A 16583-nucleotide genomic window follows, 5' to 3' on the forward strand; every position below is an offset into this window, starting at 1 on the left:
AGGGCACCACCAAGATGAACTCCCTGCGCTCCGACGACCTCGACGCCCGCTTCCCCGGCCTCATGCGGGCCATCATCGACTCCTGCGTCCGCGAAAACGACCAGGCCGCCCAAGCCCGTTAGACGACCGCGCCGGTCACGAACGCACTCCCGCGATCTCTAGCCTCTCCGACGGATCGCGGCTTCATCTCCCATGCCCCGATGGCATGAACATTCCGATATCTGTACGAGATCACCACGAGGAGACCCATGATCCAGGCGTGCTTGCTGTACCCGAACACCGAGGGCTCGCACTTCGACTTCGAGTACTGGCAGAACAGTCACCTGCCCTGGCTGACGAGGATCCTCAGCCCGGCACTCCAGCACATCTCCGGCGTCAAGGGGTTGTCCGGCGGCGAACCCGGAAGCGGGCCGCCCTATGTCGCCATCGGTGCCCTGCAGTTCGAAAGCCTTGACGCGATGCAGGCCGCCTACATGCCACACATGGAGGCGATCTTCGACGACATCAAGAACTTCACCGACATCACCCCGGTACTGATGCTCGGCGAAGTCGTCGGTCCGGCGCCCCGGTAGTGTCCGGTCCCGGACGTTCGTCAGCGGCGGTCGCGGTGCTCCTGCCTGCCAGGGGCCTCAGTAGCAACGCGGCGGACGGTCCCGAGCCCAGCTGGGCGAGTCCGCCGGACAGTAGCTGCGCGACTATCTCGGTACGACCACCGTCACCTACGTCCACCTCTACCTCGGCGTGATCCCTGATGCCTATCGCCCGCTGCTGTACTTCGTGTGCGCAGCCGGAAGTGCTGGCAGTGCATTGTGGTGCTCTCCTGCGACAGCACGGTTGATGACCGGGGAGCAGCGAGCCGAGCCGGCGCAGATCAATGCGGCGTTGACCGAGACGGCTCCCAATGACTCCACCCGGTCTGCGCCACATGACAGCTGAAGAGCGCTACAGTGACCTGCCGGTCGCGTAGCCGTAGGAGGTGGCGACGACGGTCTTGGCTACTTCCAGTTCCTCCTCGGTGCGGGGTCCGTAGAGCATCACCACGTTGATCGTGGGAGAGTACAGGGGGTGGCGCTCACCCCAGCCCTTGGCGATGAGTTCCTGCTGATCCTCTTGAGACAGGGCCAGGTGCAGGCTGCCGTCGGCATGGACGTGTGCGAACTCGGCGATCAGACGGGGCGGCAGGAGCACCGCTCCCTCAGGTGGCTTCGCGTCGCCTTCCAGGAAGAAGGCGGTCGCGCCCGGCTCGGAGATCTCACTGGGCCTGATCTCGGTTGCGGGGAGCGCGGTACTCATCCACTGCGTCAGTTGTTCGCGGATCTCGTCGGGGCTGAGTTGGCTGAGCTGAACGTGCGGCACGGACGGTCCCGTCTCGGGGCGGTCGCCTGCGCGGGTGGGCAGGGTCATCATGGTGGTCTCCTCAGAGAGTGATCGCGATCTTGCCGCGGGTGTACGTGCCGGCGGCGAAGTCGCGCATGGCTTCCATGGACTGTGCAAAGGAATAGGTGGCGGCCACCTCGATGCTGATGCGGTCGGCGGCCAGGCTTGCCGCCTGCCCGGGCAGGTCTCCCGTGGCCGGATCCATCCAGACGTAGACCGGCACCACGCCATCCACCTCGGCGGGGCCGTACAAGGTCGAGATCAGCCGTCCACGTTGCCGAACGAGCACCGCCGTTGAGGCGAGTGCGGGACCGGCGTTGATCAGATCGACGACCACGTCCGCGTCGGTAGAGATGGGGCCGCGCGTGTAGTCGATCGCAGTCTCCGCACCGAGCTCCTGGATATAGGCGGCGTCCGCAGGGGCTGCGGTGGCCAGCACGCGAGCGCCTGCCTGGGCGGCGTGCTGGGTCACGAGCGCGCCGACTCCTCCGGTGGCGCCGATGATCAGCACGGATTCGCCGGGCTCGATGCGCGCGGCTGTCACGACGCAGTGCGCGGTCATGGCCACGGTGGGCAACGCCGCGGCGGCGATCGGGGGCAGAGCTGACGGCCGGTGCGTGATATGTGGCCCGTCGGTGATCACCGCATACTCGGCCAGCATCCCGGACACCGCGCCCGCGTAGGCGATCACCTCATCACCCACCGCGAACCGCGACACCCCCTCCCCCACGGCTGTCACGACGCCGGTGGCGTCCATGCCGGGTACGAACGGATGCGTCACAGGGAACAGCTCGCGCAGCTCACCGGTGACCAACTTGATGTCGAGCGGGTTGAGCGCAGCTGCCTGCACGCGCACCAGCACCTCTCCTGAGGCTGGCAGACGCTCAGGTACATCGGAGACGCGAAGCTGGTCAACAGCGCCGTAACCAGACGCGGCAAGGGCTTTCATGGGAACAAGCCTGCTGGTGGCACGCGGGTGGACGCACTGCCCGTTCGGCTGGTCTCCGCTGCTCGAACGAGTAGCCCTAGCATGAGGCCATGCGCCTGCCTGACCCCGCGGCCGCACTCGCCGCTGCCGCTTCGGTGCTCCAGGCCCCGATCGGCGGCATTCTGGAGCCCGTGTCCGTAGCGTTGTCGGAGTGCCTGCCGCACCGGGCGCTCGCCATGCTGACCGGTGATTGCGCCAGACACCCTATGAAGGCGTATGGCGAAGCCGCGCTGACCGAGCTGATCACCAGCACCGAGTTGGCCAGAGCGGGCGGGACGGTGGAGGTGGGGAGACCATGGTTCGGCCAAGCCCATCTGGCGGGCGAGCTCATATACGCGCTCGTCGTGGCGTCCCAGCCACCCGGTGCCGACGGCGCCCTGCTCGTGGTGGTGACCGGCGATGAACCCGCCGACGAGGTGCGCGTGCTGGTGCAGGCGCTGTGGGATCTGGTGGCGCTGCACCTGTCGCACCGGGCCGTCAATCTCCGACCGGCCGACCTCAGCGGGAACCGGGTCGCGGCCAGCGAGCGCGCCCGTGCCATCACCGAACTCACCAGCGCTCACGCGGCCACGCTCCAGTCGCTGCTCAGCACGTTGCGCAGCCGTACACTCGACGACGCCGCAGCTCGGCGCACCGCCACCGATCTGGCAGTCTCCGCGCTCATCGAACTGCGCGCGGCGGCTGACCTCGACTCCACCCTGAGCGAGGAGCGGGCAGGAGCCGCCTTCGACCGGCTCGCGGGGAAGCTGGCGCCGCTCACCCGCTACAGCGAGGTGTCACTGGAACTCGACGGCCCGCGCGAGCCGGACCACGTCCTGCCTGGTGACATCGCCAACGCGGCCCAGGCCCTGGCCAGGAACACCGTCGTCACCATGCTCGAATACGAGGGGCTGAGCAGGATCCGCGTGACCTGGGAGGTGGCCGGGGCCGAGCTCCACCTGGCGATCCGCGACGACGGACCCGGCGTGCTGACCATCGACGCCCTACCGGTACGCCGCCTCACCGAGCTGGCAGCAGCCGTGGGCGGCCGCCTCTCGCTCGACGCGGTCCCGGGCTGGGGCACCACGGTGACCGCGGCGCTGCCACTCACGCCACCTGTCACAGAGGTTCCTGACGATGCCTTGGCCGTACTCAAACCGCGCGAGCTGGAAGTGCTCGAACGGCTGGCGCGCGGCTTGCGTAACCGGCAGATCGCCGAGGACCTGCTGATCAGCGAGCACACGGTGAAGTTCCACGTCGCCAACATCCTCGGCAAGCTGGGAGTCGCCACCCGTACCGAGGCCGCGGCCCTCGCCCACGTCCATGGCCTGAGCGCCTGACCGCGGACAACGATGATCACCTGTGTCTCGGCTGGGCGCACAGCGCGCGCCGTTTTGTAGGTTGCCGGGCTTGAGGGCACCTTCCTCGTGGCCCGTGGAGGGAGGCCGATACCCTATTCGCGAGTAGCAACGCCAAGTTCTGTGTCACATCGTCCGGCCGTACCCGCCAACGAGGTCATCGCCACTGTTCGCTCTCATCCGACCCGAGGCATGTCGCGTTGACCACCGAGGGAGAAGCGCCGGCCGCGTCGCCGCGCTCGAAGCGCGACACCCAGGACGGCCGGTATACCAACCCGCTGCACACCTGGCTGGTCAGCGAAACGTCCCCGACAGCGATGACCGCGTCCTGCGCTTCCCCACCCGCCAACGGGAGCCAGACGGTTCAGTGGTGTGCCGCGGCCAGGTCCAGCCGGGCCGGTGTCAGCCGCCAGACGGCCAGTGCCGCGACCAGCATGAGGATCGCGCCGTACAGGCTGGTCGTCTTCAGTGATTCGGTGAAAGCGAGCGTGGCCTGGGCGACCAGGTCGGCGGAGCCGCTCTCGCGGGCGACCGCCAGCGCACCGCCGAGCGATTCGCGAACCGCGTCGGTGGCGTTCGCGGGAAGTTCTGCACGGTAGAGGACGGCGGCCAGGCTGCCCAGCACTGCGACGCCGAAAGTGCCGCCGATTTCGTAGGAGGTCTCTTCGATGGCGGCCGCGCTGCCCGCCTTTTCCGCCGGAGTGCCCGACATGATTGCGGCGGAGGCGATGGCGAGCGTTCCCATGCCCGCCCCGATCAACAGGAGCGAGGTGGCCACCCAGGGGAAAGTCGTCGGGGTGAGCCAGAGCACGACAAAGCCGAGCGCGGCGATCACCAGCCCGCCGGCCAGCACGAGGCGCGCGCCGATCTGCGCGGCGATGGCCGGGGCCGCGGGCGAGAGCACACCGGCGCCGACCGCCATCGGCAACATGGCCAGGCCCGTCTGCAGCGGGGAGTAGCCCTCGACCAGTTGCGCCCACTGGACCATGAGCAGCATCATGCCCGCCAGGGCGATCGAGGTGGTGAAGGCGGCCAAGGTGCCGGCGGTGAAGGCGCCGTTGCCGAACAGCCGAATGTCGAGCAGGGGATCCGTACGGCGCAGGCACCGTCGTACGAACCACGTCAACGTGCCTGCGGCCAGCACGGCCGTGCCCGCGGTCCAGGCGTCCAGCCCTTCCGTGGCCAGGTGCTTGATGGCGTAGACCAGGGCGACCATGCCGACGATCGACAGCGCCGTGCCCAGCGCGTCCCAGCGGCCCGGTCGGGGGTTGCGCGACTCGGGCAACAGGAACAGCCCGGCGGCGATCGCCACGACCATCACCGGCACGTTCACCAGGAAAGCGGTGTGCCAGCTGAAGGACTCCAGCAGCAGACCGCCCACGATCGGGCCGAGCGCGCTGCCGACCGCCGCCATCGCCGCCCACACCCCGAGTGCAGTGGCCCGCTCGCGGGCGTCGGTGAAGATGTTGCGGATCATCGACAACGTCGACGGCATGATCATCGCCCCGCCGATGCCGAGCAACGCCCGTACCGCGATCACCTCGGCAGGGCTGTCGGCCCACACGATGGCGGCGGACGCCCCGCCGAAGACCGCGAAGCCGCACAGCAGCATGCGCTTGCGCCCCCAGCGGTCACCCAGCGCGCCCACGGTCACCAGCAGACCCGCCACCACCAGGGAGTAGACGTCGATCATCCACAGCAACTCCACCGCGCCCGGCCTCAAGTCGGCCGAGATCTGCGGCAGCGCCACGTTGAGGATGGTCATGTCCATCGTGACCAGCAACAGGCTCGCTGACAGGACGGCCAGCGCCGTCCAGCGTTTGCGGTAGAGCTCGGTCGCAGTGTGCATCATGAGGTCCTTCCGGGGTTGTGTGGCCGACCCCGGCGCGGCAGGTCTCATGCGAGCACGGGGATCAGCTCTTCGGTTCCATCAAGGCGTTCAGCCGGTCCCGCAGGGCTTGTGCGATCGGCTCGGGCAAGGGGGTGCCGTTGGTGGCCTGCCATAGCCACAGTCCGTCGACGGCCAGCCGGGCCAGGAGCAGGTCGATGTCGTGGGGCTCGGCCGAGGTGGGCAGCGGGGCCCAGCGGTTGATGAGCTCGTTCCACACTGTGGCGAGCTCGGGAGCGGCGGCCGACTCCAGCATGAACGCCAGGTCCGCCTTACCCGCCTGGCTATATGCGCCCATCCGCACATAGGCCGCCACGGTTTCTCGCACCGACGCCTCCGCTGGCGGCTTGCCCAGCTCGGCGATGAGCCAGGTCTCCCAGGCCTCGGTCAGATGCTTCTGGATTGCCATCAGCAGGTCGTCGCGCGTTCTGAAGTGGTACATCAGCCCGCCCTTGGTGACGCCGGCCTCTTCGGCCGCCGACTCCAACGTCAGGCCGGTGATGCCATCGCGTTCTGTCACGCGGATCGCGGCGTCCAGGATCTGGTTTCTCTGGCTAGGGCGCACCCTCCTAACTATACCACCCAGAAGGTACAGTTAGGAGGGCATGTGAAGGCGTGCGGCTCATATGATGCTGAAGTTCGCCATCATCGCCATGTCCTCGTGCTCCAGGTTGTGGCAATGGAGCATGTACCGGCCGCGATAACCCTGGAAGCGGGCCAGCACGTCCACGGTCTCATACGGCCGCACGTCCACCGTGTCCTTCCAGCCGCGTTCATGCGCCCCGGGCGGCTGCCCATCGCGAGACACCACCTGGAAGTGGGCCAGGTGCAGATGCACCGGATGGTAAAAGTCACTGGTGAACCGCCACCGTTCGATGGCCCCCAGGCGCGGCGCCGCCAGGAATCGATCGGGAGCGAAGGGATGTCCGTTCACCGTCCAGATGGAGGAGCCGTCGGACCTCCACGTCAGCCGGAAGTCGAAGGTCCGGGTGGCCGCGACGCGCGCCCCGGCCAGGGGCTGGACGTCTGCGAGCCGGGCGGGGACGTGTGACCCGTCACGCACCTTGCGGGTCACCCGGAACCGCATGACCTCGCGCATCCTCCCCTCGCCCAAGGTGTTGACGAGCTGGACGGCGGTGCCGGGTTTCCAGCGCGAAAAGTCGATGACGACCTCGGCCCGCTCCGCCGGAGCCAGTGTGATGGCGTCCAGCTCCTGGGGACGGGCCAGCAGTCCGGCGTCGGTGCCGATCTGGATCAGCGGTCCGCCGGGATCCAGGCGCAGGCGGTAGCGACGCGCGTTGCAGGCATTGAGCAACCGGAAGCGGTAGCGGGTGGCGGTCACCTCCAGTTCGGGCCAGGGCGCGCCGTTGACCAGGGTGACGTCCCCCATCACGCCGTTCATGTACGGCTCTTCGACGCCTGGCCTGCCCTTGAGCGACGGGTCGAGGGCGGGGTAGCGGAAGGAGCCGTTCTCCTCGAAGGCCCGGTCACAGATCATCAGGGGAATGTCCCGGTCCCCGTCGGGGAGGGGGAGCGCCAGTTCCTCGTCGTCGCGCACGAGGAAGAACCCGGCCAGCCCGCGCCAGACCTGCGGGCCGCTGAAGTCCATGCGGTGGTCGTGATACCAGAGCGTCGCGGCCTGCTGGATGAGCGGATACACGTATTCTTTGGCCTGGTCAGAGATGGTCCAGGCGTTCGGCGCCATGTGCATCGCGCCATGAGACATGCCCGCGTCGGCCGGCGCGGGCCGCCAGCCCTTGGGGGCGACGATGTCGGTCGGATAGCCGTCGGATTCGGGTGGAGTCACTCCGCCGTGCAGGTGGGTGGAGGTGGGCACGGGAAGTTCGTTGCGCACGGTCACCAGGGTGTTGCGCCCCGACCGGCCGACGATCGTCGGGCCGGGGAACCGCCCGTCGTAGCCCCACACCTGGGTACGCAGTCCGGGCAAGATCTCCGCCTCGGCGACGCGTTGCACGATCTCGTAGCGATCCACCCCGCCCGCCGTGCTCACCGGTTGGGCGACCTGCGGTATGGGCAGCGGAACACGGAACGGCTTGGGCAGCGCCGTCCTGCTTTTGATGACCCGGCCCGGGCTCTCCTGGCCCGCGGTGCGCAGGGTGGCGGCGCCGCCGGTGATCGTGGCGATCGTCATCCCTCCCGTGACGCCCAGAAACCCGCGGCGGCTCAGTCGGCGCGTGAATGTCATCGGGACTCCTTCGTGTATGCCGCCGCAGCGGGCGTGTCGACCCAGACCGACTCGGCGAGCACGACCAGCAGGACGAGCATGGCGACAGCGGCCATCGTCACGCCGAGGAACATGTGCGGGGCCACCACGCGGGCCATGCCCAGGCCGATCTGTACCGCCGCTATCGCCAGGAAGGCGCCGGACAGGATCGTCGGCCGCCAGATGGCAGGGCCTCCTGCCCGCTTGCGCCACCGGTACTCCAGTACCGCGGCCACGACCTGAACGAGCGCGACAACGAGGAGCGCGGAGCCGACCGCGCTGTGAACGGTGAGCAGACCCGCATCCCCTGTCACGAACAGGCCTGCCAGCAAACCCTGAACAAGAGTCGCCAGAAGAAGAAGCGCTGAAGTCACCCTTAGCACCCATGCCATCCATGGGGCTTTGGGAATCGGGTCGGTGGGCATGAACGTCCTTTCGTCATTCGCCGCACGGCGCGGGAGAGCGCAGCCTGTGGGTCATGAGTCTGTTGCCCCGCATGGCATGCGCCACGGGAAGGCATCTCGGCCCGAGCGCTCGTTACTGTACCATCTAGAAGGCATAGTAACTCTATGCCCCCGGCGCTGATGAGCTCGATGGCGCGGGCATGACGCAGCTGGTAGATGTCGATCTCCAGTGGCGGCGAAGCCGGTTTTCGGTTGGGCACGGGCGTTGCGCCAGCGAACGTAGCCACCGATCGCCGTGTTCTGCTCGTCATGGGAACGGTGATCGGTGCTGTTCAGGGCGTAATAACGCAGCGCGGCGAACTCGGACTCGATCCAGTTCAACCACGAGCCGTAGGTCGGCAGGAACACCAGCTCGACGTCGTTGCCGGCGGCCCACGCTCGGACCTGGAGATGCTTATGCGGCGAGTAGTTGTCCATGATCACATACAGCCTCTCGCCGGGCCACCGCGAACGCAGGGTCTTGAGGAAGGACAGAAACTCCCGCCACCGCTTACGCCGGCGGATGCGGTAGTACAGCTTGCCGGTGGCCAGATCCAGCGTGGCGATCATGTGTATGACGCCGAAGTAACGGTTGTAGGTGGCCCGCAGCCGGGCCGGACTTCCGACTGGCCGCCACCGTTTACCCTTGCGGGGCAGCAGGTTCAACGGGCCGAACTCATCGACGCAGATCACCTTCCCGTCGGCGGGTGGGTGGTCGTATGACTCCAGCACCCGCTGCATCTTGGCGATGAAGTGCGGGTCGTTGGACGCCTTCCACGTGGTGGTGGTCTGCCAGCTCACGCCACCCTTGCGCAGGATGCGCCGCAGGTGCTCGCGGCTGAGGGCGTCCACCACGCCGCAGCCGATGAGGTGTTCGGCCAAGGTGCGCAAGCTCCAGGTGGAGTGGCCGGGGTGATGCCCACTCGGCGGGGACCGTCCGGGCGATCAGACAGATGTGCTCACGCACCTGCTCACTGATCGCCGGTGGCCGGCCCCCGCTCCATTTTGGGTCCAGCGCGTCGAACCCCCGCTCGTTGAAGGCGTGGATGACATCGCGCACGTAATCCTCACCGACCTGCATCAACGAGGTGATATCCGGCACGCTCTGGCCTTGCCCCGACATCATCACCACGATCGCCCGGCGCAGCCTGACCGGGTCCTTCGCACTCCGGATCTTTCGGCCCTCCTCCATCGACAAGGGCTGGACGAACACATCCGGTGGACGAGCCACTCCCTCCCAGCTTCAGAGGCAGCCAGCCTGACGGGTTCACCAGCCGAGATCAATTACCCGGTCAACGTTCCGGGACGGCCCACTAGGAAGCAAGCCCGCGATCGACACGCTGCCGGAGACCAGCGATGAGACTCAGCCCTCAGCAACGCCACCACAACGAGACCAAGATCCGAGCCGCCATGGACCGGCTCCTGCGGGGTGACCTCCCGCCCGGCGGCAAGTGCGACATCAAGACCCTCGCCCGGGAATCCGGCATCGACCGCACCGCCTTCTACGGCAACCGCCCCTACGCCCACCTGCGCGAAGAGTTCGAAACCAGGCTCGCCGCCATCCACGATGCCGGCGACACCCCCCACTCCCGCGATGCCCAGATCAGCCGGCTGAAAGCCGAGATCACCACCCTCAAAGAACGACTCACCCGCCGAGACCAGACCATCGACGAACTCGCCGACTTCCGCATCGAAGCGCTCTCCCGGCTCGCCGCCCAGCATGAGGAGATCCTCCAACTCCGCCTCCAGGACGATCGAGATGCCCAAGTACGTCGGCTACCGACCAGGACCACAAGCACCGGGCCATGCAGTTGACGAGTCTTCTGCGGACTGCCATCGCTGACTGCGAACTGTCTTGGCAAGCAACGACGATCTCTGCTCGAGTGGGCCGCATGCCACAGCGCTATGACGAATTCGCCGATTGGTACGACACCTGGGTCACCAGCGGAGTGGGACAACCACACGCCCAATCAGCAGACCGACTGCTGCTCCGACTACTCGGCCCCGGCCATGATCGCCTCTGCCTCGACCTCGGCTGCGGTGGAGGCGCACACGTCCCCGCCCTGACCAATCTGGGCTGGCGCGTCACCGGCGTTGACCTCTCCCCTCAGCAGGTCGGCCTCGCCCGGCGAACCGGCATCACCGCCACGGTCGCCAATGCCGAAGACCTTCCTTTCGAAGACCAATCCTTCGACGCCGTCGCCACGATCATGACCACCACCGACTTCGACCACCTGCCGCCGGTCTTCGCCGAAGCCCACCGAGTACTCCGCCCCGGAGGCCGTCTCGTGGTCATCGCGAGTCACCCCTGCTTCGGCGGGGTCTTCGTCGAACGTGACGGCCAAGGCTCCTGCATCGTCCATCCCGGCTATCGCCGCCATGAACGCATCGAGGAACACCCCCTCCTCGGCGACGGAATCCGCTCCCGCGTCGGCGTCGTCAACGTCCCCCTGCCCACCCTGCTCAACGCGTTGACCGGGGCGGGGCTCATTCTCAACGAAACCGCGGAAGATGACGGCGATCAACCGATCCCGAAATTGCTCGGCCTCACCGCCATGAGGCCACACCAACAGCCATGCCGATCACCCATGTGATCTCCATCACACACCGCGCCCCGAAACGCAACACAAGGCACATCGAGAGCTACAAACGACCGCATGCACGGCAGTGCGCCTGCCGACAATTACATCCAGGCAGATCAAGCGGCATGTGAGTACTCGTGGAAGACCCCGCCAAGCCGGTCCCGCCGACGTATGTTCAGGTCGACGATTCGCGCCGGATCCGTGATCGGGTCCGGAACGGCGCGTTGCGGAGCCGCTTGATCCAGGGCTCGATGAGCACGGTGCCGGTTGTAGAACTGTTCGTACTCACGCAGGGCGTACTGTAGGTGGCGTTCGTTCCACAGCAGGCAGCGGTCGAGCAGCTCACGGCGGCACGACTGCACCCACCGCTCCATGACCGCGTTCATCCGCGGCACCCGGATCCCGGTGAGAACGGTACGGATACCGGCCTCGGCCAGGATCTCGTCCATGAGGCTGGGGAACTTCCCGCCTCGGGTCCCGGATCAGGTAGCGGGCCCGACAACCGACCTCTTCCAGGTCCATCACGAGATTCTTCATCACCTGGACGACCCGGCTCGCGGTCGGATGGGCGGTGGTACCCAGCACACTGACGCGCCTGCCGGCGTGCTCGATGACGGCCAGGATGTACTGGCGTTGCCCAGCGAGGGTGACGGTCTCGATGAAGTCGCAAGCCGGCAGCGCATCAGCTTGGGAGCGCAAGAAGTCGGCCCACGTGCTGAATGCCCGTTCGGGCGGCGGATCGAGCCCTTGCTGCTTGAGGGTCTCCCAGACGGTGGAGGGCGCGACCTTGATGCCGAGCGTGGTGAGCTCTCCGTGGACCTGCCGGTAGCCCAGCCGGGGTTCTCGCGGACCAGGCGCAGGATGAGAGCGCGGATGGACTGGAGGGTGGGCGGGCAGCCAGGCCGCTTCGGCCGGCGGTGAGGTCGGGCCGCATTGTAGTGCGCCAGGTGGCGGGTTAGGGTTCGGCGGAGATGGTGCTCGTTGAGGATGAGCAGGCTGCCCAGGAGTTCACGGCGTAGGGTGCCGATGAGCCTTTCGCAGTGTTCGTTCGCCTTCGGGGCCTGCGGTGGGCTCTTGATGACCCGCAGGCCGGCGTCGGCGAGGATCGCGTCAAAGGCGTCGGTGAACTGGCCGCCACGGTCGCGGATCAGGAACTTCAGCTTCGTCATATCCGTGCCGGTGTCGATATCCATGAGGAAGTTACGAGCGGCCTGGACCGTCCACGGCCCGCTGCGGCGCGGGGCGGGCTCACCCCCGGCTCGCTTAAGGATGTTCCAGACGGTAGAAGCCGAGATCGTGTGGCCAAGGCGGGTCAGTTCACCGTGGATGCGCCGGTGGCCCCGGCCATGCGCAAGATGAGAGCCTTGACCGCGGCCGAGGTGGGTGGCCGTCCGAGACGGCGACGTCTGCTGTAGTCCCACTTCTTCGCCACGAGCTTGCGGTGTCAGGCCAGCAGCATGGCCGGGGTTATCGGGAAGATTTCCGCCCATCGGAAACGGGGAATCAGGTGTGAGAGCGCCGCCAACCACAGGCGATCGGCCGGCTCGTAACGCACCCGCTGGACCTGACGGCGCAGGACCTCATTCTGATGCCGAAGCACCAGCAGTTCCGCCTCCTTGGAGACGCTCCTCCGTAGCAGCAGCCCGAGCAAAGACAACAGACGCCGGGTAACGGCGTACACCGTAGACAAGATCACGAAACATGATCCCAGGCGACCCCGACCAGCCATTCGGCGCCCCCGAGCCCTTCCGCCCACCGGACGACGGGCTCTGCGCTGGAAGTGATTCGAGTTCTTGAGCCCCACACGCTGCAACTCGGCTCCATGACGGTCCGGCGGGCACGCCAAAATCGGCTGTCACACGCTGCCGTCGAGCCACACCGGGCGGCAGGACCCCCGACGGACCGAACGTAGGCGACGTTCTCTTCTCACTCGGCCGGGTGGCCGGTGGCTTCGTCATCGACCGTATCCACGGATCCATCGTCGGCCCGATCGTGATGCCCGCCCCCATCGCGGGCCCGTTCCTCCTGCATCCCCCTTGGCGCGGTCCAGGCCTGGGCCCCTATGCCTATCCCGCCGTCGACGGTTTCGACCAGCTCGCCGCGCCGCGGGTACTGAGCGACATCGCGGAGGGCGAGGACGCCCACGTCTCATCGGGAGGGAAAGCGCCCGTATCCACGAATGATCGGCCCGCGCCCACCTGAAGGCCGTCGTGCATCACTTCACCCGAGTACTCGCCAGCCAAACCTGTCCGATTGAGGCACTTTATTACTTCGCATTAGGACGTTGACGAGAACCTTTTCGGACATCTAGCGTCACGGAACATGCTGCGGAGTGCCTCCGTAACACACCCCCTGACAGAAGAGGCAAGCGTGCACCGAGCGGACGCGGCGCGGAGAAGACGAGCGCGACTGCTCTCGATGACGGCCGCCGTCCTGGTCTCGGTAGGGGCCATGGCGGTCCCCGCCCAGGCCGACGAGCCCGCCCCCGGAGCTCTGGCCGAGGTCGCTGAGGCGGGTGCACAGGTCGTGCGGTCACCGGACGGGGATCTGCGGGTCGCGATCACCACCGTGGGCGGGCGCCTCACCTACAGCGTGAACAGTCATGGCAAGGCTCTCGTCGGCGCGTCAGGGCTCGGCGTGGATCTCGCGGGACGGCCCAGCCTCACGCAGGGCATGAGCATCGAGTCCGTCGAGCGGCGTACGATCGACGAGACGTGGAAGCCGGTCTGGGGGGCCTCGAGCAAGGTCCGGAACCACGCGCGCGAGCTCACCGTCCACGCGGTCCAGGCCGACACGGGGTTCAGGCTCGATCTGGTGTTCCGGGTCTTCGACGACGGAGTCGGCTTCCGCTACCGCTTCCCCAGTCAGAGCGGTCTGGACGCCTACACCGTCACCGCCGAGCAGACCGAGTTCGCTCTCGCCCCCACCGCGCGGAGCTGGTCGATCGCCGCGGGCAAGACCTGGTCCGCCGATGAGCAGCACTATCGCGACCTGCCCCTGTCCGGTGTCTCCACCGCCCAGACCCCCATCACCGTCTCGCCCGCCGCCGACTCGTACGTGGTGGTGCACGAGGCCGACCTGACCGACTACCCCAGCATGACGCTGAAGTCGGTGCCCGGACGGCCCGGCCGGTTCTCCAGCGACCTGATCGCCCTGCCCGACGGCACCAAGGCCAGGCTGAACGGCGAGTTCTCCACGCCCTGGCGTACCCTGACCGTGGGCGAGCGCCCCGGCGACCTGGGCGAGTCCCATCTGATCGAGAACCTCAACGACGCGTGCGCGGTCTGCGGCGACACCTCCTGGATCAAGTCGGCGACGTACGTGGGCGTCTGGTGGGAGCTCCAGCGCAGGCAGACCACCTGGACCGCCGGGCCCAAGCACGGCGCGACCACCGCACGGGTCAAGCAGTACATCGACCTGGCCAAGCAGGCGGGCGCGAAGTTCGTACTGGCCGAGGGCTGGAACATCAACGCCGGCGGCGCCTGGGCGAATCAGGACTTCCTGACCCCGCAGGCCGACTTCGACCTGCTCGAGGTGCTCCGGTACGCCGCCGACAACGGCATCGGGTACATCGCCCACAACGAGACTCGGGGCGACATCGACTACTACGACCAGAACCTGGAGAAGATCTTCTCCAAGTACGAGGAACTCGGCATTCGCGCGATCAAGACGGGCTACGCCACGAAGTTCCTGCTCGGCGGCGTGAACCGCAGCCACTACGACCAGGAGGCCGTACGCCACTACCAGCGGGTGATCGACGCGGCGGCCCGGCACCGCATCACCATCGACGCACATGAAGCGATCAAGCCCACCGGCCTCGCGCGCACCTACCCGAACATGATGACGGGCGAGGGCGTCGCGGGCATGGAACAGCAGAACTACATGGGCGTCAACGGCAACCCGCCCGCACAGGCCACCATCCTCCCCTTCACCCGGTTCATGGGAGGACCCGCCGACTACACGCCCGGCGTCCTGAACGTCACCTGGGACCCGGCCCGGCTCGGCACCCGCGTCCAGACCACCTCGGCCGCACAGCTCGCGTTGTACCCGACGTTTTTCAGCCCGATGCAGATGCTCGCGGACACCCCCGAGAACTACGCCGCCCACCCGGGATTCGCCTTCCTCAAGGACATGCCCGCCACCTGGGACGAGACCCGCGTCCTGGACAGCGTCATCGGGGACTACACCACGACGGCGCGTCGGAACGGCGACACCTGGTACCTCGGCGCGATCACCGATGAGAACGACCGGACCCTTCAGGTTCCGCTGTCGTTCCTCCCCAACGGCATCTTCGTGGCGGAGACCTACGCCGACGCCCAGGAGACCACCTGGAAGGGCGACCCGCTGCCCGTCGAGATCCGCAGGACGCTGGTCCGGTCGTCCACCCGGTTGTCCATGTCGCTGGTCGCCGCCGGCGGCCAGGCCGTCAGGATCAGACCCGCGACCGCCCGGGACCTCGCCCACCTCTCCTGGTACACCGGCCCGCGTGCCGGGTACGGCACCCCCAAAGCCGTGCTGGACCCGGCCACCCAGCAGCTCACCGTGAAGGCTCCCCTGACCAACAAGGGCAGCACCGTAGCCGAATTCCAGGCCCGGCTGTTCGTCGACGGTCGCGCCGCGGGCCAAGTGCGGCGTGTCCGCGTCGCGGGCGGTGCAACCCGGACCGTCGAGTTCGTTCTGCCCGCCTCCGAGGTTCCGGACCAGGACTTCCGGATCGCCATGGGCGCACCCGGCGGCGAGCGCGGCAGACCGGTTCCGGTGGCGCAGCCGCGTTCACTGCTCGGCCTCGTCCGGGAGCTGCGAAAGTCCGGCGGGCTGACGTCGTCAGCGCTGGCGCTCCTCCAGCCGACGATCTCCAGGGCCGACACCGCGCTCCGTCAGGGCGACGTGATCGGCCGTCTCCTGGCGCTCCAGGAAGTACGGCTGTCGCTCTACGGTCTTCCCCTCACCGAGGTGACCGCGCAGGCCCGAACCGCCATCGACGACCGGCTCGCCGCTCCGCTCGGCACACCGCAGGCGCTCTTCTCCCTCGCGCTGAAGGTGCGGCTCGCAACCGACGTGGGAGCCCTCGACCCGGCGCTGTCCGGCAGGCTCGGCACCGAGGTCAAAACCTCCATCACCGCGGCGGCCGCGAACAACCCGGCCGGAATGAGGGAGGCGCTCAACCAGTTCACGGCCCTGGTCACGGCCGGCCCGGTCCCGGCGGACGTCGCGGCCGACCTGCTGGCCCTCAGCGGAGTGCTCGCCACCGGGCCCCGCAGGATCGAAGCGGAGTCCGCGCAACTCCTCGGCGGCGCGTGCCTGCGTACCGACCACACCGGCTACACCGGCACCGGCTTCGTGGCCTGCATGAAGACCAAGGACAGCGGCGTACGGTTCAATGCCCCGGTCACCATCAGTGGCCTCTACACCCTCCGCCTCCGCTTCGCCAACGCCATGGGCACCCCTCAGACGATGACCCTCAACGGCGGTACCCAGCCCATCCAGCTCACGCTCCCCACCCTGGCCAACTGGGACACCTGGTCGGAGCACCAGCTCAGCCTCCCCCTTACCCCGGCCGCCCCGCTCACCTTCACCTTCGGCCCCAACGACAACGGCAACGTCAACCTGGACTCCATCAGCCTCGACCCCGATCCAGGAGTCATCCACCGATAACTCGCATCGACCACCATGACGCCTGTGAAATCAGTGGCAGGACCGATCCTGCGGCACCGTCCCACCGGCTCAGCCCAGGACATTCCGCC

At 67.6% G+C, this 16583-nt stretch carries 16 protein-coding genes and 2 pseudogenes; 7 read left to right on the forward strand and 11 right to left on the reverse strand.

Features of this window, described 5'->3' with window-relative positions:
- The first annotated feature begins 248 nt into the window (after positions 1-248).
- Entirely contained in the window at positions 249-572 is a 324-nt protein-coding gene (locus tag ACWDRB_RS54565; protein ID WP_449908464.1) for an EthD family reductase, read from the forward strand.
- 370 nt (positions 573-942) lie between these two features.
- On the opposite strand, the gene ACWDRB_RS54570 is transcribed toward ACWDRB_RS54565, so the two are convergent.
- Complete coding sequence (locus ACWDRB_RS54570) at positions 943-1407, reverse strand: luciferase domain-containing protein (protein ID WP_449908466.1); 465 nt, start codon at positions 1405-1407, stop codon at positions 943-945.
- Between the two features lie 10 nt (positions 1408-1417).
- Complete coding sequence (locus ACWDRB_RS54575; protein ID WP_449908468.1) at positions 1418-2326, reverse strand: NADP-dependent oxidoreductase; 909 nt, start codon at positions 2324-2326, stop codon at positions 1418-1420.
- A gap of 89 nt (positions 2327-2415) precedes the next feature.
- On the opposite strand from ACWDRB_RS54575, the gene ACWDRB_RS54580 reads away from it, so the two are divergent.
- Entirely contained in the window at positions 2416-3684 is a 1269-nt protein-coding gene (locus ACWDRB_RS54580; protein WP_449908470.1) for a LuxR C-terminal-related transcriptional regulator, read from the forward strand.
- Positions 3685-4066: 382 nt separating this feature from the next.
- Here ACWDRB_RS54580 and ACWDRB_RS54585 read toward each other — a convergent pair whose 3' ends face one another.
- The 6 genes and pseudogenes from ACWDRB_RS54585 to ACWDRB_RS54610 all read right to left on the reverse strand — a co-directional run.
- Positions 4067-5554 (reverse strand): MFS transporter, encoded by a 1488-nt coding sequence (locus tag ACWDRB_RS54585; protein WP_449908471.1) that lies wholly within the window; start codon positions 5552-5554, stop codon positions 4067-4069.
- A gap of 61 nt (positions 5555-5615) precedes the next feature.
- Positions 5616-6155: a TetR/AcrR family transcriptional regulator gene (locus ACWDRB_RS54590; RefSeq protein WP_449908473.1), complete on the reverse strand. Its 540-nt coding sequence runs from the start codon at positions 6153-6155 to the stop codon at positions 5616-5618.
- 57 nt (positions 6156-6212) lie between these two features.
- Entirely contained in the window at positions 6213-7796 is a 1584-nt protein-coding gene (locus tag ACWDRB_RS54595) for a multicopper oxidase family protein (RefSeq protein WP_449908475.1), read from the reverse strand.
- Positions 7793-8239, reverse strand: a complete 447-nt coding sequence (locus ACWDRB_RS54600; protein ID WP_449908477.1) for a hypothetical protein — start codon at positions 8237-8239, stop codon at positions 7793-7795. The genes ACWDRB_RS54595 and ACWDRB_RS54600 overlap by 4 nt, the downstream gene beginning before the upstream one ends.
- 51 nt (positions 8240-8290) lie before the next feature.
- Positions 8291-9160 (reverse strand): annotated as a pseudogene (locus tag ACWDRB_RS54605) (IS630 family transposase); the annotation flags it as partial.
- Positions 9156-9449, reverse strand: a pseudogene (locus ACWDRB_RS54610) (helix-turn-helix domain-containing protein); the annotation flags it as partial. The pseudogenes ACWDRB_RS54610 and ACWDRB_RS54605, both read right to left, overlap by 5 nt.
- Before the next feature lie 218 nt (positions 9450-9667).
- On the opposite strand from ACWDRB_RS54610, the gene ACWDRB_RS54615 reads away from it, so the two are divergent.
- A complete protein-coding gene (locus ACWDRB_RS54615) occupies positions 9668-10072 on the forward strand; it encodes a hypothetical protein (protein ID WP_449908478.1) in 405 nt (134 codons plus the stop codon).
- Between the two features lie 77 nt (positions 10073-10149).
- Positions 10150-10851, forward strand: coding sequence for a class I SAM-dependent methyltransferase (locus ACWDRB_RS54620; RefSeq protein WP_449908480.1), 702 nt, complete (start codon positions 10150-10152; stop codon positions 10849-10851).
- 104 nt (positions 10852-10955) lie between these two features.
- On the opposite strand, the gene ACWDRB_RS54625 is transcribed toward ACWDRB_RS54620, so the two are convergent.
- Both ACWDRB_RS54625 and ACWDRB_RS54630 read right to left on the reverse strand, forming a co-directional pair.
- Positions 10956-11288 (reverse strand): integrase core domain-containing protein, encoded by a 333-nt coding sequence (locus ACWDRB_RS54625; protein ID WP_449908482.1) that lies wholly within the window; start codon positions 11286-11288, stop codon positions 10956-10958.
- Between the two features lie 87 nt (positions 11289-11375).
- Positions 11376-11999, reverse strand: a complete 624-nt coding sequence (locus ACWDRB_RS54630; RefSeq protein WP_449908650.1) for an integrase core domain-containing protein — start codon at positions 11997-11999, stop codon at positions 11376-11378.
- Between ACWDRB_RS54630 and ACWDRB_RS54635 the strand changes: the two genes are divergently transcribed.
- Positions 11880-12254: a hypothetical protein gene (locus tag ACWDRB_RS54635; RefSeq protein WP_449908658.1), complete on the forward strand. Its 375-nt coding sequence runs from the start codon at positions 11880-11882 to the stop codon at positions 12252-12254. The genes ACWDRB_RS54630 and ACWDRB_RS54635 overlap by 120 nt on opposite strands.
- A 29-nt stretch (positions 12255-12283) precedes the next feature.
- On the opposite strand, the gene ACWDRB_RS54640 is transcribed toward ACWDRB_RS54635, so the two are convergent.
- Positions 12284-12520, reverse strand: coding sequence for a hypothetical protein (locus ACWDRB_RS54640; RefSeq protein ID WP_449908484.1), 237 nt, complete (start codon positions 12518-12520; stop codon positions 12284-12286).
- 257 nt (positions 12521-12777) lie between these two features.
- Between ACWDRB_RS54640 and ACWDRB_RS54645 the strand changes: the two genes are divergently transcribed.
- Together ACWDRB_RS54645 and ACWDRB_RS54650 are read left to right on the forward strand one after the other, a co-directional pair.
- Positions 12778-13041, forward strand: coding sequence for a hypothetical protein (locus ACWDRB_RS54645; protein ID WP_449908486.1), 264 nt, complete (start codon positions 12778-12780; stop codon positions 13039-13041).
- Between the two features lie 216 nt (positions 13042-13257).
- Entirely contained in the window at positions 13258-16494 is a 3237-nt protein-coding gene (locus ACWDRB_RS54650; protein WP_449908488.1) for a glycoside hydrolase family 97 catalytic domain-containing protein, read from the forward strand.
- Positions 16495-16583 lie beyond the last annotated feature (89 nt).

This window comes from Nonomuraea sp. NPDC003707, assembly GCF_053587055.1.

Coding starts and splice junctions, on each gene's coding strand:
- ACWDRB_RS54585 (WP_449908471.1), bottom strand. CDS start 5,554: ATGATGCACACTGCGACCGAGCTCTACCGCAAACGCTGGACGGCGCTG.
- ACWDRB_RS54570 (WP_449908466.1), bottom strand. CDS start 1,407: ATGATGACCCTGCCCACCCGCGCAGGCGACCGCCCCGAGACGGGACCG.
- ACWDRB_RS54620 (WP_449908480.1), top strand. CDS start 10,150: ATGCCACAGCGCTATGACGAATTCGCCGATTGGTACGACACCTGGGTC.
- ACWDRB_RS54595 (WP_449908475.1), bottom strand. CDS start 7,796: ATGACATTCACGCGCCGACTGAGCCGCCGCGGGTTTCTGGGCGTCACG.
- ACWDRB_RS54615 (WP_449908478.1), top strand. CDS start 9,668: ATGGACCGGCTCCTGCGGGGTGACCTCCCGCCCGGCGGCAAGTGCGAC.
- ACWDRB_RS54575 (WP_449908468.1), bottom strand. CDS start 2,326: ATGAAAGCCCTTGCCGCGTCTGGTTACGGCGCTGTTGACCAGCTTCGC.
- ACWDRB_RS54600 (WP_449908477.1), bottom strand. CDS start 8,239: ATGCCCACCGACCCGATTCCCAAAGCCCCATGGATGGCATGGGTGCTA.
- ACWDRB_RS54565 (WP_449908464.1), top strand. CDS start 249: ATGATCCAGGCGTGCTTGCTGTACCCGAACACCGAGGGCTCGCACTTC.
- ACWDRB_RS54580 (WP_449908470.1), top strand. CDS start 2,416: ATGCGCCTGCCTGACCCCGCGGCCGCACTCGCCGCTGCCGCTTCGGTG.
- ACWDRB_RS54650 (WP_449908488.1), top strand. CDS start 13,258: ATGACGGCCGCCGTCCTGGTCTCGGTAGGGGCCATGGCGGTCCCCGCC.
- ACWDRB_RS54625 (WP_449908482.1), bottom strand. CDS start 11,288: ATGGACGAGATCCTGGCCGAGGCCGGTATCCGTACCGTTCTCACCGGG.